The following is a 14,273-nucleotide window of genomic DNA, read 5'->3' on the forward strand; positions in this document are numbered from 1 at the left end:
TTCTTCGCCGCGTTAGCGGGCTTGTAAGATGTCGGCGACGAGCGCCGTAAACCGCTCCGCGTCGAACGCGCCGGATACCCCCGGTATCGAAGCTCGCACCCGCAAGCCGAGCGAAAGGATCATGAACATGTCGGCGACCTCTTCCGCGTTCACGGAGGAAGGGATGACGCCATGCCTTTGTCCCGTCGTGATCCATTCCTTCGAATAGTGGTAGGAGCTTTCGTAATACCGCTTAAGGGCGGCGGCGACGATCGGTTGATCCTCCTTGCCGAGCAAATAGGATAACACTTTGTTCGTGACGTCTTCCGGGTTGCCGAACGATGCGAACCTTTCGGCAAGGCGCAGCATAGGCCCGTCGAAGCGCGAGTTCGAAGGATCGACGGCGGCGTTGAAGCGCGCGTTCGTCTCTTCCAGCCGTTCTTGCAGCACGAGGGCGAAGATTTCGTCCTTGCTTCCGACGTAATGGAAGATCGCCCCTTTGGACATGCCCGAGCGTTCCATGATGTCCTGCATCGTAATCGCCTGACAGCTTTTCTCGCGAATCAATTCCTTCGTCGCCTCGAGCAGCGATTGGAACGATTGTTGTCTTCTTTCCTGTTGTTTCATGGAATCACCCTCGTCAAATACGGAGTTAGAATAATCTGGTAAACTCATTATACAAACAGACTGTCGGTTTGTAAATGAGTTTTTAATCAGAAATGGCTCTTTCCAAGGGCGGTGTCGATAGGCTTATAATAGGAGTGACGTAAGATGAAGGGGGAGCGGCATGACAAACGCAGGAATTTCGACGGAGTCGCAAGTGCGGCCGAGACAAGCGTTAGATAAACTGAAACCATATACGGCGGGGAAACCGATCTGGGAAGTCCAGCGCGAATACGGACTCGATCGCGTCATCAAGCTCGCGTCCAACGAAAATTCGCTCGGACCTTCTCCGAAGGCGATGCAAGCGATTCGCGAGAAGGTAACGGAGCTTCACCGGTATCCGGACGAGCGTTCGTCCGGGTTGGTCGGCGCATTGGCGGAATCGTTCGGGCTTCCGAACGAATCCTTCCTCGTTACGAACGGCGGAGACGAACTGATCATGCTTCTCTCCAAGGCGTACGTGGAGCCGGGCGACGAGATCGTCGTTCCGGACCCGACGTTCAGCGAGTACGAGTTCGGTTCCTTGCTGATGGCGGGCCAAGCGGTGAAAGTGCCTCTTCGGGAACGTTTCTCGTATGACGCGGACGCCTTGCTTGCCGCCGTCACGGACAAGACGAAGATCGTCTACTTGTGCACGCCGAACAACCCGACGGGCACCTATTTACCGGAACCGGAAATGCGGCGATTGCTGGACAGCCTCCCTCCGCGAGTGCTGGTCGTCGTCGATGCGGCTTATCGGCATTACGCGACGGCGGACGATTACAGCGACGGCTTGGCGTTCGTCCGCGAAGGGTATCCTGTCGTTTCTTTGCATACATTCTCCAAAATTTACGGTTTGGCCGGTATCCGGGTCGGCTACGGCGTCGCGCGCGGCGATATCGTCCGCACGATGCTGAAGGTCAAGGAACCGTTTAACGTGAACGCGCTGGCCGACGTCGCCGCTCAAGCCGCATTGACGGACGAAGAGCATCTCGAAGCCTCCGTTCGCATGAACGACGAAGGCCGTCGCCAACTGTACGAAGGACTCGGCAAGCTACGCATTCCGTACACGGAAAGCATGTCGAATTTCGTGTTGGCCGAACTCGGCGAGCATACCGGGCGTATCTACGGACAGTTGCTGGAGCGCGGCGTTATTTTACGTTCGGGCAAAGGTTGGGGGCTTAACGAACACGTTCGAATTACCGTCGGTACCCGGGAAGAGAACGAGGAATTGCTGAAGGCGCTGGGGGAATTGTACGGATGACGACGACCGTTCAACAGATTATCGATCTTTTTCTCTCGAACGTCGCGCCGAGGCCGAATACCGTCGATACGTTAAAAAGCGGACGGCCGGACAAAGAAGTTCGCAAAGTGGCGGTGACGTTCACGTCGACGTATTCGGTGATCAAGCAAGCCGTCGATAACGGCGCGGACTTGCTCGTCACGCACGAGTCGAGCTATTACAACCATCGGGACGAGACGGAATGGCTTCGCGGAAATTCGGTATACGAGAAGAAACGCGAGTTGATCGAAAGCTCGGGAATCGCGATCTTCCGGCTGCACGATCATATCCATGATTACGAGCCGGACGGCATCCTCGCCGGAATGCTAAAGGCGTTGGATTGGGAGAACCGCGTCATCGCCGGCGAACATAGGATGATCGAGTTGCCGGACGACAAGGCGCATACGGTCCGTTCGATCGCAGCTTACGCGAAGGAGAAACTTGGGATCGAGAGAGTACTGGCGACGGGAGATCCGGAACAGCCCGTACGCAGAATCGCATTGTTACCCGGTGCCGTAGGCGCCCTGCGGCAAATCAAATACCTTTCTCGTCCGGACGTCGATCTGCTCATCGCGGGCGAGACGAACGAATGGGAAGCTAACGAATACGCCAGAGACGCGGCGGATATGGGGCAATCGAAAGCCTTGATCGTTCTCGGCCATCAGAAGAGCGAAGAAGCCGGCATGCTGACCGTCGTGGACATGCTCCATCGTTCGTTTCCCGAGCTTGAAGCGGCGTTCGTCGAAAGTCCGGTCGCCGTACGGAGCCTGTAAGCATAAGGCGATATTCTCCTGACGACACTAGTCCGAAAGGAGATGAGCTTATGGTCTTGCCACTATTGAAAGTCGTTGTATCCGTAATGATAGTGTGCGCATCCGGCATGCCCGCAAAATTCGATCCGAACGACGGATATCGCGAGTATATCGTTTGGGTGCCGCACGCGAGGAAGGCAGTCGGCGAAGCTTACCCGGACGCCGCCGCGGTCGACTTCCAATACGTCGGCTGCGAAGCCCGGTCGCCGACGATTACCGCCTGCAAGTATAAATACTGGATGAAAGACGCTCAAGGACGGGAATTCGGCGTCTACGTAACGGTTGAAGGCGACAATAAGTCTGGGAGGGCGCTCAGCGTCCGCACGGAGAAGACGGATAGCTAGACAAGGAGGCAACTAGTACTTTGAACATCGACGAATTACTGTTGGAGACCTATAACGAAGCCGCTTATCCGGTCGGGGGCCACGGCAAAAGAAACGTTCAAGTGCTGAAGGACGCAATCATGGCTTTCGACGGCACCGCGATGAGCGATATGTACGGGAACGGCAAGATCATCGCGGATTTCGAACGGAAAATCGCGAACGTCTTAGGAAAGCCGGCGGCCGTCTTCTTCCCTAGCGGCACGATGGCCCAGCAGATCGCCTTACGGATCTGGTGCGATCGTAACGGTCTGAAGAAGGTGGCGTATCATCCGCTCAGCCATCTGGAAATCCACGAGAAAGACGGCCTGAAAGAGCTGCATCATATCGAGACCGTGCTGCTTGCGGACAAGGAGCGGACGATCGAACACGAAGACGTGCTCCGCATGAAAGAGGACGTTTCGTGCTTATTGCTCGAATTGCCGCAACGCGAGATCGGCGGTCAATTGCCGTCCTACTCCGATCTGGAGGCGATCGCGGCTCATTGCCGCGAACGGGGCATTCGGCTTCACTTGGACGGGGCGAGGCTATTCGAGATTTTGCCCTACTACGGCAAGACGGCCGCGGAAATCTGCTCGCTGTTCGATAGCGTCTACGTCTCGTTCTACAAGGGCATCGGAGGGGTCGCGGCGCGATTCTCGCGGGCGAACCGGATTTCGCGGACGAATCGAAAATATGGAAGAGACGTCACGGGGGCGATCTGATCAGTCTGTATCCGTACATTATTAGCGCGGACAAGAATTTCGACGATCGGGTCGGTCAAATGGCGCGGTACTACGAAGATGCGGTCGAGCTCGCCGCGATGTTCAACGAATGCGATGGCGTGGAGACGAAGCCGGCGGTGCCCGTATCGAACATGTTCCACGTTCACGCTTCGATGTCTTGGCAGAAGTTCGGAGCCGCGCTCATCGCTTCATACCGAGAGACGGGCATCGGCATGACCCCGTTCATACGGGGTACGGGGGACGACTCGTGTTATTTCGAGATTAGCCTGGGCGATCGCTACGAGGGCGTGGCGAAGGACGCACTAGCGAGCTTCTTCGAAGCGTTAAGAGCGAACCTGAAGGAAGTTGCGGATTTCGACGAATTTGCCTCTCGTAAACTATGATAAAATAATCGTAGTTTGCAGATTCTTTCGAGTTACGAGGTGGAAGCGTGTCAAATACCGTATGGAAACAACGTTCTTTAAATTGGTTTAGCGTCGTCGGACAAATCGAAGCTTGGTCTTTTTTGATTCTGCTTGGCATCGCCATGCCGCTTAAATACGGGATGGACGTGCCCGAAGCGGTCACGATCGTCGGGATCGCCCACGGCTTTTTCTTCGCCTTGTATTTGTCGACCGTCGTTCTCGCGACGATCGTCCATCGCTGGAGCGTGCTGCGCATGCTTGCCGCGTTCGTCGCCTCGTTGCTGCCGTTCGGTCCTTTCGTGATGGATCGCCGGATTCGCAAAGCGATGCTCGCGGAGGGCGGTAACGCCGCATCTCGATAAGGAAAGCCGGAAGATGAAGAGCCATCGGAGTTGTCATTCGATCCCGGTGGCTCTTATTCGTTGCCGGTACGCTTTTTCAAGGGTTCGCTACGCCGCTAACGCGCCCTTGACGGCTTCATACGGCACGTTCGGGAGCAGGCTCTTTTTTGTTTGAAGATCAGAGAGTTGCCGCGGCAGCCTGTTTAGTGAGGCGGCATTATTTCCCCATGCTCATATTTGAGATCATCAACAATCCACCGATCCCCTTTCTTTATAAGGGAAGCATGGACTCTTGCAAGAAAGTATTCAGCCAGATCGCCGTATTCAACAGACCAAGATATCTGTAGACTTGTGAAGTTCGTGTACTTCATCCAACTCACATCTTCCTTAGTAAGTGGACGTGGAGACTGATTAAATCCTTTCTTCTCGATAATGGTATTAATTGCCTTGTCTGTAAAATGCGGCTGTAGGTATTCTCGCTTTTGTTTGACGTTGGTTATACTGTTCGCTTTGGCGATTGCAGTATAAAGAATGTGCATGGCTTCATCTTTCGTTAGGGGAGCAAGTGAAACGCGCATGTGATCTGAGCCAGCAGAAAGACTGTCGGGATACCAATAAACTTGCTCAACTCCGAAAAACGTATCATTAACCTCTCGGAATTGAACATAAACCCGTCCATGGAATACTTTGACGAATGGTCCGCCGACCTTGGCTATTAGTTGTTTATCGTCCTTCGTCATTGTTGCGGTTTTCGTTTTGTTATCCCAAGACACTTGAGCTTTGATTTGATCAGCGGCATATCTCAAAGGAACATAGATACGATCATCAACCATTTTACCTTGCACTTCAGCAGCGTATGCACTGATGGTCGGGCTTAACATCAAAGCGGCTCCTATCAGTCCAGCTAAAATTTTCATCCTCATGATCTTGTCTCCTATTCATCGTATAGCTATAGCATTAAGACGAGTTTCACCACGGAAGGTTGCAAAGAAGACGAATGGTAATAAACGGAACTAAATTGCAAGGTTGGAGGGGTTCATTCGAATGGACACCTTGAGGCCTGCTGATATAATGGAGAAAGCTTACTATCCCCGAACGAAGAAGGAGCAGGCATAGATGATCATTCATTCCGTTATTTTTTCGCTGAAGCACGAGAAAGGCTCGGCGGAGGAACAACGTTTCCTCGAAGACGGCCGCGCGACTCTGAGCGCGATCCCTACGGTAAACGACTTTCGGGTTCTTCGGCAAGTCAGTCCGAAAAATACATACGACTTCGGATTCTCGATGGCGTTCGACGACCAAGCCGGCTATGAGGCGTACAACGAGCATCCGATGCATGTCGACTTCGTGGAAAACCGTTGGAAGACGGAAGTGTCCGACTTCCTCGAAATCGATTACAACGAATATGAAGTGATCGACCGTCTCTATCGCGCGAATAAAACGAAAGGAACCGTCTCCGAGGAAACGGTTCCTTTCGCGATCGCTCTAGCAAATGCGATCATGAATCTTTCTTCTTTTGTTGCTGGATCGATGCCCGCAACGCTTTGTATTTGTTTAAGCCGACCGCGATCAATAAGAGGCCGACGGCGATCAACGCGATTCCGATCGCTTCGTTGACGTAAATCATGTCGACGATGCCGAAGACGAACAGCATCAGTCCGAATACCGCGATGACGAGCGGATTGGTGGGTTTGGATTTCATGGGATCAAGCTCCTCGCCTACGAATAAAGTGGTTAATGGTACATCCAGTATAACCGATAGAATCGAATGTGTCGTCGATACGACCTCAAGGGAGGAGCGTCGCGGATGAAATCCGTTAATCCGATAGTTCCATCCGAAGATGGAAGTCGCATTTATAAGCGATCGTTAACGATCGTCGTACTCTCGCAAATATTCGGAGGCGCCGGGCTTGCGGCCGGCATTACCGTCGGCGGGCTGCTGGCGCAGGAAATGATCGGTTCGGAAGGCTACGCGGGAGCGCCTTCCGCGTTATTCACGCTCGGGTCGGCGGCATCGGCATTCCTCGTCGGGCGGCTGTCCCAGCGTTACGGACGAAGAATCGGCCTCTCGGCGGGATTCATGGCGGGAGGCGCCGGCGCGCTCGGCGTCATCGCCGCCGCGGTAACCGATCAGTTGTTCCTGTTGTTCTTATCGCTTCTTATCTACGGAGCCGGCATGGCGACGAACCTGCAGGCGCGCTACGCCGGAACCGACTTGGCCAAGCCGACGCAGCGGGCGCGCGCGATTAGTACCGCGATGGTGTCGACGACGCTCGGAGCGGTGGCGGGACCGAATCTCGTCGATCCGATGGGGAGAATCGCGGAGTCGATGGACGTTCCCGCGCTGGCGGGACCGTTTATTCTGGCCGCTGCCGCTTACTTGCTTGCGGGCGCGACGTTATTCGTCTTCCTGAGACCGGACCCGCTGCTGGTCGCCCGATCGATCGCCTCCGAGCAAGCCGGCAATGCCGTGAAGGCGCCCGGACCCTTCGAACGGGAACGCGCGGCGAACGGCCGCGGCTTGTTCGTCGGCGCCTCGGTCATGGTGCTTACGCAATTGGTCATGGCCGCGATCATGACGATGACGCCCGTACACATGAAACATCACGGGCACGGCTTGGGAGACGTCGGACTCGTCATCGGCATCCATATCGGGGCAATGTATTTGCCTTCCCTCGCGACCGGGATGTTCGCCGACAAGTTCGGGCGCACCGTAACGGCCTGCTCGTCCGGATTCATCCTTCTGTCGGCGGGTATGTTAGCCGCTTGGGCGCCCGCGGATTCGATGCCGCTGCTCGTCGTCGCGTTGGCCCTGCTTGGCCTCGGCTGGAATCTCGGTTTCATCAGCGGCACCGCGATCATCGTCGACGCGACTTCGCTCGAGAACCGGGCGAGAATGCAAGGCTCGCTCGACGTCACGATCGCGCTCGCCGGCGCGACGGGCGGCGCTTTATCCGGCATGGTCGTCGCCGCGTCCAGTTTCTCTACGTTGTCATGGATCGGCGGGGTGTTGTCCCTGCTGCTCATTCCGATCATCGTATGGGCGCGCGACAATAACAATAAGCAATCGAGCGAAGCATGATGGAGGCTTAGGGGCATGCAACAATCCGTTGGGGAAGTCGGCGAAATCAACCGTTATCCAATCAAGTCGTTCGGAGGGGAAAAACTCGAATCGTGCGAGCTCGCAGCGTACGGCATGCTCGGCGACCGGTTTGCCACCTTCTACGACGAGTCCCAAGAGGGCTGGCAGAAGTACATCACGGCGCGGAATATTCCGAACATGATGACTTATCAAGCGAGATACGTCGACGGCGATATCCGGGTGACGGCATCCGACGGGCGCGAGTTCGGCTGGGAAGAATCGTTGCTCGTAGAAATCCAAGGCCAGACGAAGACGCCGATCGCGATGTCCAGAATGATGGATCCGAATCCGGAGAATCCGCACTTGTTGTCCGTCGATGAAGCCGGCATTCTGATCGTAACCGACGCGACGATGCGCAAGCTGGAGAACATGTGGGGCAAGGAGCTAGACCAGCGGCGGTTCCGCGGCAACTTCGTCGTGAACGTCAACGATCAGGTTATGTTTGAGGGAGATTGGATCGGCAAAGAAATCGAGATCGGCGGCGCAAGACTGAAGGCGGACGACTTCTGCGAAAGATGCGTCATGATCGCGATGGATCCCGACACGACCGAGAAAGATCCGTCGCTGCTGAAGATCGTAAACAAAGAGTTTAACCTTCGCTTCGGCGTGTATGCTTCCGTCGTCCGGCCGGGTCGCGTACAGGTGGGCGATACGGTCAAAGTGATCGGTTAGTTACCGCCACTAATTAAAACGCCGATCCCATTCGACTATGGGATCGGCGTTTTCAATCAAGCGTTACGCTTCGGGATATTTCTTCTCGATTTCGGCGAAATAAGCTTCGGTGATCCGTTCGAACGCCGCGTTGAGAATAACGGTTTCTGCTCAGCACGGTTAACTTCCTTTCCGCTCGATGACGGCAGGGGCTTGTTTTTTCAATTGAAGTATTGGGGGGGACTTCAGTCATTACAACCGCTCCGGTTGACGCTCGGCGCCGTTCGGGAGTATACTAACCTTCAACAAGCGGAATTTAGTTATTTAGTAAATTAGTAAACTTTAAAGTGAGGGCATCGCATGAAAATACCGACAACACTCAAACATAAACCCGTCATCGTCTCGGAAAATTACGAGCGAGTGGACGGTCGCTATGCAGGGAACACGGACGCTAAGGGTATATCGCTCGGATTGGCCCAGTGGAACGACAGAGGCAAGGTCGACATTTCCGCGAAAGTATGGCGATATACGGGAGAGAAGTGGTCCCGCCAATCGGAGGAGCTTCCGCTGCATCGCGTGTTGGACTTGTCCATCCTGATTACCCGTTCCATGGCGCATTTTCGCGAAGCATACCGGTACGAGAACTTGTACGATCAGGAGAAGCCGGTCATCGACCGGGTAGGCTTGCAGGGGGACGCGATGACCGTCTCCGTCTGCACGGACAACGAGAAGATTAACGACGACATCAAGCTGTTCAGCCAAGCGCTGAGCGACGACGACGAATTGATCGGAGAACGCCTTCGGACGCTTTCGCGCATACTGAAGGATATGGGGTATTGATCATTAAGACGCTTGTCCGATTCCGTTCCGATGCGCGAACAACCTGCAAATATGCATTTTGTTCGACTCGTATATTCAAACTTTCGAGGACAACCTGCGATAATGCAGGTTGTTTTCTGCTTTACGAGAGAAATGATCTAAATCGGCTTAACAAAATGCATATTTGCTTGTTGTTGAGCCGTTTTGTCGATTTCGCACCGATCAACCTGCACATTTGCAGGTTGTCGTGGAAGATGAGGGTGGGCAGTTAAAACGGGGCTTTCCAGTGACCGAAAATAGGAACTTGAAGCGTCCAGGCAGGCGATCGGCATTCCGCGGCGAATTGATATGGAATATACTTCCTGTCCAATAGGGGTGGAAACGATGATATTTCGACCTATTGCTTTGCTCTGCATATTCGCCGTTGCCTTAACCGGGTGCAGTCTATGGAACGACGAACCCGCGCCTTCGTCCGAGCCGATACCTTCCCCCGTTCCGGCTCCGGTCGCCGAAGATATCGCCAAAGCTTATTTGGCTTTATGGCAGAATCGCGATTATGCCGGCATGTACGCGTTGCTTACGCCGCAAGCGAGAGAAGCGATGACCGAGCCGCAATTCGCCGAACGCTACGAGAAAATATACGAAGGCATCGAGGCGACCAATTTGGTCGTGACCGAGGTTCCCCCCGTAGCGCCGTCAACGGAAGCGCCGGGCGGCGACGAAGACTTGCAAGGGAAAAGCGTTGTCGAGAACGTCGTCCGTGCGTTCGAATACCGCGTGAGGATGGATACGGTCGCGGGGGCGATCGAATTCTCGAACAAGGGCGTGCTGCGCAAGATGCTTGAAGGAGAAAAGATGATGTGGTTCGTCGAATGGATGCCGTCCTCGATATTCCCCGGCATGGAAGAAGGGGACAAAGTCCGGGTGCAAACCGTCGCCTCCGAACGGGGGGAGATCGTCGACAGAAACGGCGTCGGGTTAGCCGTGAACGGAAGCTCTCCCCAGCTCGGCATCATTCCGGGGAGGCTCGGAGACGACGCGGATAACCTGAAGGCACTGATCGCGAAGAAGCTCGGAATATCCGCGAAAGAAATCGACCGCAAGCTCGGCGCCTCATGGGTAAAGCCCGATCTGTTCGTGCCGATCGGTCTCGTTCCGGAATCCGAAGTCGCGGACTTCGAGGGCATACCCGCTGTCTCCTTCCAACAGAAATCTCTTCGCTCGTATCCTTTCGGCAAGGTAACGGCGCACTTGACAGGTTACGTCGGGGAGATCAACGCCGAGGAGTTGGAACGGACGAAGGATAAAGGCTACAAGAGCGGCGACCTGATCGGCAAGACCGGCTTAGAGCAAGTGCTCGAAGACAAGCTGCGGGGAACGGACGGCGTCGTCGTCGCGATCGCGGACGAGAGTGGCGAGAGGAAGTCCGTTCTCGCGGAGAAAGCCGCCGTACAAGGCATGTCTTTCCAACTTACGATCGATTCCGAGCTGCAGACGTCGATCTACAACGAAGTGAAAGAGGACGCTGCGTCCGTCGCCGCGGTGGAGCCCGCGACCGGCGAAATCCTGGCGCTGCTCAGCAGTCCCGCTTACGATCCGAACGCTTTCTCGCGAGGACTCTCTTCCGAGCAATTCGACGCTTGGAATCAAGACGCGCGCAAGCCTTTCTTGAACCGTTTCGCCAGAGGATACGCGCCCGGTTCGTCGTTCAAGCCGATCACGGCCGCGATCGGGCTCGATACGAAATCGCTGGATCCGGCCGAGAAGAAGCCGATTGCCGGTTTGAAGTGGACGAAAGACGGCTCTTGGGGCAGCTATTACGTCAAGAGAATACACGCAGTAAACCCGGTCGACTTGTCCAAGGCGCTTACCTATTCGGATAATATCTATTTCGCGCAAGCGGCCGTCGGCATCGGAACGAAAAAGTTCGCGGAGGGAGCGGCCAAGTTCGGCATCGGCGAGGAGATCCCGATCGTCTATCCGATCGCCAAGTCGCAGCTGGCCAAAGGGAACATCGAAAGCGATATTCTGCTTGCGGATTCCGGTTACGGCCAAGGACAAGTGACGATGTCGTCGCTTCACGTCGCTCTCGTCTACTCCTCGATCGCGAACGATGGCAACATCGCTTATCCGAAGCTGATCTTGTATGACGAAGCGACCGTTCCGCGAACGTGGAAGGAACGCGCGATGTCGGCGGACACGGCCGCGCTCTTGAAGGAAGACCTCGTCCAAGCGGTCGCCAGTCCCGCCGGAGTCGGACACGGCGCTTCCGTACCGGGCGCATCCATCGCCGGCAAGACGGGGACCGCGGAGCTGAAAGCGAGCAAAGGCGCCGAAGGCCAGGAAAACGGCTGGTTCGTCGGTTTCGACGCGAACGCCCCGAAGTTCGTCCTCGCCATCATGATCGAGAACGTGCAAGATCGGGGAGGCAGCAAATACGTCACCCCGAAGGCGAAACGGATATTCGAGCAGGCGATGAAGCAACGTTAGCTTCCTAGTTCAAAGAGGACAGGAACATGAATAGGCTTTGCAGGAGGGCGCGACCGAATGAGGTCGCGTCCTTTTTTTCGAGGAATGTACATATGAAACAAGCCCCCTGCGCGTACATTTGAATAAATGACGTTAGAGGGGTAAGTCTCGATGGGGACGAAATTCATCAAGCTTCTCGGCCTGATCGCCGGCGTCGCGGCGGCGAACGTCGCCTTGCTCTCGCCCGGCTTGCTCGGCATGCGAATCGGCGGCGGGGCGTTCGAGACGGCGGTCGGCGTCACCGGGTTGCTCGCGAGCGCGATCGTGCTCCTATACGGGGGTTACTCGATCGGTCTGAAGCCGGAGACGGCGATTCCGGTCAAGCAAATCCGATCCCATGAAGATTACGTCGAAGCGTTGTCCCGCTATAAGCGCGCGAAGTCGCTCGAGAAGGAAATGGCCGTCGCCTTGGGGCAATTGGAGCGTATGAGGAAGAAGCAGCTGACGTTGAGCGACGTGCTCGATCAGCGCTTCGACCCGGCAGAGCTGAGCTACGGGAAGTTCGCATCCGTCGCCCGCGAGGTGGAGAAGCTGTTCTACGCCAACGCAAGGAGCATGCTGAACAGGCTGCGCGTCTTCGACGAATCCGAGCTCGACCCCGCCGACCCCGCGCGATTCTCGAAGGAGCTGCTGCAGGAGAAAACGAATCTGCACAACGAGAACGTCGAGTTCGTGCGGCATTCCGTCGCCGCGAACGAGGAGATCTTGCTGAAGCTGGATCGGCTGCTGCTCGAAATCTCGCGTCTGGACAGCTTCGAGCCGGGGGATATCGAGAACATGCCTGGCATGCTCGAGATCGATTCCCTGATCAAGCAAACGAAGTATTACAAATCTTGAGAGGTGATGGGGCATGGCCAACAAGGGCAAGTTTTTCCTGCTGTCGGGTCTACTCTTGATCGTCGTCTTCGGCCTCGTCTACTACGGCATTACGCTGACATCGAATTTGGGCAAGTCCAAAAGCCAGGTCACGTCGGAGAACGCGGGCAAGAGTTTAAGCAAGCTCTACGGCGATATCGAAGTCAAAACCGTCGAGCCGACGAAGGGTCAGATCGATCTGGACCCCGTCGACGTCGCCGCCGCGCTACCGGATATTTCGAAGTTCCCGATCGCCGTAGACAATACGACGGACAACTACGCGGAGATCTTCTCGTCCACGGAGAAATCCGGGACCGGCGTCGATGGATGGCTGACGGAGGTCGCGACCGCGTTCAATAAGGCGAACATCGAAGTCGACGGGAAACCGGCATCGGTGAAAATCCGCAATATCGCTTCCGGCACGGCAGCCGATTACATCCGCACGGGCAAGTACGTACCGGACGCGTATACGCCCTCCAACGAGCTATGGGGAGAAATGGTCAAAGTGAGCGGCGTGAAGACGCAGCTCGTGGCGAAGCGGCTAGTCGGCAACGTGCCCGGCATCGTCATCGCCAAGGCGAAGTACGACGCGCTCGTCGACAAGTATGGCTCGGTGAACGTCAAGACAGTCACGGATGCGATCGCGAACAACGAGTTCTCGATGGGGTATACCGACCCGTTCGCGAGTTCGACGGGATTGAATTTCCTCGTTACGGCGCTCAATACGTTCGACGGCTCCGACATTCTCGGTGCGAAAGCGGTGGCCGGCTTCGAGAAATTCCAGGCAAACGTGCCGTTCCTTGCGTCCACGACGATTCAGATGCGCGACGCCGCGAAGTCGGGCATGCTGGACGGCTTCGTACTGGAGTACCAGACGTTCGCGAACGCGGCGGACTTGAAGAGCGGATATGTATTCACGCCGTTCGGCGTACGGCACGACAGTCCGTTGTACGCGCTCGGCGATGTGACACAAGAGAAGCTTAATGTCATTAATAAATTCGCGGAATTCGTAACGCAAGCCAAGTACCAGCAACTGGCGGAGATGAGCGGCTTCAACCAGCTCGAAGATTACAAGTCCGAGCTGGCCGTCGTCGACGGCAACTTGCTGTCGTCCGCCCAGAAGCTGTGGAAGGAAAAGAAAAACGGAAGCAAGCCGATCGCCGCCGTCTTCGTCGCGGACGTCTCCGGCAGCATGGACGGGGAACCGCTGAACGGCTTGAAAGAATCGCTGCTCAAGGGGCAGAAGTATTTGGGCAAGGACAACAGCATCGGCCTCGTGTCTTACTCGAGCGACGTCACGATCAGCCTGCCGATCGCCAAGTTCGATACGATCCAGCAATCGATGTTCGTCGGTACGGTGGGCGCGCTGGAAGCGGGAGGCGGAACGGCGACGTTCGACGGCATCGTCGTCGCGCTGAAGCTCCTTCAGGACGAACTGGCGATCCATCCGAACGCGAAGCCGCTCATTTTCGTCCTGAGCGACGGGGAGACGAACGAGGGCTATTCGCTATCCGATATTAAAGGACTGATCGAGACGTACAAAGTTCCGATCTATACGATCGGCTACAACGCCAACATCAAAGCGCTGCAAAGCATATCGAGCATTAACGAAGCGGCCAGCATCAACGCGGATACGGACGACGTCGTGTACAAGATCGGTAATTTGTTTAACGTGCAGCTGTAACGGCAACCGGAAGGATCATCCCATTCAG

Annotated in this window: 13 protein-coding genes and 2 pseudogenes; 12 read left to right on the plus strand and 3 right to left on the minus strand. The window is 55.7% G+C overall.

Going from position 1 to position 14,273, the window contains the following annotated elements; genetic code table 11:
- Positions 1 to 12: 12 nt before the first annotated feature.
- Positions 13 to 606: a TetR/AcrR family transcriptional regulator gene (locus tag ACFPPD_RS20675; RefSeq protein WP_209746077.1), complete on the minus strand. Its 594-nt coding sequence runs from the start codon at positions 604 to 606 to the stop codon at positions 13 to 15.
- 160 nt (positions 607 to 766) lie between these two features.
- Between ACFPPD_RS20675 and hisC the strand changes: the two genes are divergently transcribed.
- The 5 genes and pseudogenes from hisC (at position 767) to ACFPPD_RS20700 (ending at position 4,586) form a co-directional block, all read left to right on the plus strand.
- Positions 767 to 1,885 carry a histidinol-phosphate transaminase gene (gene hisC / locus ACFPPD_RS20680; RefSeq protein ID WP_209746079.1) on the plus strand — a complete coding sequence of 373 codons (1,119 nt, stop codon included), beginning with the start codon at positions 767 to 769 and terminating at the stop codon, positions 1,883 to 1,885.
- Complete coding sequence (locus ACFPPD_RS20685; protein WP_209746081.1) at positions 1,882 to 2,676, plus strand: Nif3-like dinuclear metal center hexameric protein; 795 nt, start codon at positions 1,882 to 1,884, stop codon at positions 2,674 to 2,676. Before hisC ends, ACFPPD_RS20685 begins: the two co-directional genes overlap by 4 nt.
- Before the next feature lie 50 nt (positions 2,677 to 2,726).
- A complete protein-coding gene (locus ACFPPD_RS20690; protein WP_209746085.1) occupies positions 2,727 to 3,059 on the plus strand; it encodes a DUF3889 domain-containing protein in 333 nt (110 codons plus the stop codon).
- Positions 3,060 to 3,079: 20 nt separating this feature from the next.
- Positions 3,080 to 4,203, plus strand: a pseudogene (locus tag ACFPPD_RS20695) (threonine aldolase family protein).
- 47 nt (positions 4,204 to 4,250) lie between these two features.
- A complete protein-coding gene (locus ACFPPD_RS20700) occupies positions 4,251 to 4,586 on the plus strand; it encodes a DUF3817 domain-containing protein (RefSeq protein WP_209746087.1) in 336 nt (111 codons plus the stop codon).
- Between the two features lie 182 nt (positions 4,587 to 4,768).
- On the opposite strand, the gene ACFPPD_RS20705 is transcribed toward ACFPPD_RS20700, so the two are convergent.
- Positions 4,769 to 5,488 (minus strand): copper amine oxidase N-terminal domain-containing protein, encoded by a 720-nt coding sequence (locus ACFPPD_RS20705; protein WP_209746089.1) that lies wholly within the window; start codon positions 5,486 to 5,488, stop codon positions 4,769 to 4,771.
- A gap of 193 nt (positions 5,489 to 5,681) precedes the next feature.
- On the opposite strand from ACFPPD_RS20705, the pseudogene ACFPPD_RS20710 reads away from it, so the two are divergent.
- Positions 5,682 to 5,954 (plus strand): annotated as a pseudogene (locus ACFPPD_RS20710) (Dabb family protein); the annotation flags it as partial.
- Between the two features lie 109 nt (positions 5,955 to 6,063).
- On the opposite strand, the gene ACFPPD_RS20715 reads toward ACFPPD_RS20710, so the two are convergent.
- Positions 6,064 to 6,267, minus strand: coding sequence for a hypothetical protein (locus ACFPPD_RS20715; protein WP_378083256.1), 204 nt, complete (start codon positions 6,265 to 6,267; stop codon positions 6,064 to 6,066).
- 105 nt (positions 6,268 to 6,372) lie between these two features.
- On the opposite strand from ACFPPD_RS20715, the gene ACFPPD_RS20720 reads away from it, so the two are divergent.
- From ACFPPD_RS20720 to ACFPPD_RS20745, 6 genes are all read left to right on the plus strand, one after another.
- Complete coding sequence (locus tag ACFPPD_RS20720) at positions 6,373 to 7,647, plus strand: MFS transporter (protein ID WP_378083142.1); 1,275 nt, start codon at positions 6,373 to 6,375, stop codon at positions 7,645 to 7,647.
- 15 nt (positions 7,648 to 7,662) lie between these two features.
- Positions 7,663 to 8,379: an MOSC domain-containing protein gene (locus ACFPPD_RS20725; protein WP_209746095.1), complete on the plus strand. Its 717-nt coding sequence runs from the start codon at positions 7,663 to 7,665 to the stop codon at positions 8,377 to 8,379.
- A 339-nt stretch (positions 8,380 to 8,718) separates the two neighbouring features.
- Complete coding sequence (locus ACFPPD_RS20730; RefSeq protein WP_209746097.1) at positions 8,719 to 9,198, plus strand: DUF6530 family protein; 480 nt, start codon at positions 8,719 to 8,721, stop codon at positions 9,196 to 9,198.
- Positions 9,199 to 9,561: 363 nt separating this feature from the next.
- Positions 9,562 to 11,667: a penicillin-binding transpeptidase domain-containing protein gene (locus ACFPPD_RS20735; RefSeq protein WP_209746099.1), complete on the plus strand. Its 2,106-nt coding sequence runs from the start codon at positions 9,562 to 9,564 to the stop codon at positions 11,665 to 11,667.
- Positions 11,668 to 11,817: 150 nt separating this feature from the next.
- Entirely contained in the window at positions 11,818 to 12,543 is a 726-nt protein-coding gene (locus ACFPPD_RS20740; protein ID WP_209746101.1) for a hypothetical protein, read from the plus strand.
- Positions 12,544 to 12,556: 13 nt separating this feature from the next.
- The gene (locus ACFPPD_RS20745; RefSeq protein WP_209746103.1) at positions 12,557 to 14,245 is read left to right on the plus strand and encodes a vWA domain-containing protein; all 1,689 of its coding nucleotides are present in this window, start codon (positions 12,557 to 12,559) and stop codon (positions 14,243 to 14,245) included.
- The last annotated feature ends 28 nt before the right edge of the window (positions 14,246 to 14,273 follow it).

Source organism: Cohnella suwonensis, from assembly GCF_042655365.1.
GTDB lineage: Bacteria > Bacillota > Bacilli > Paenibacillales > Paenibacillaceae > Cohnella > Cohnella suwonensis.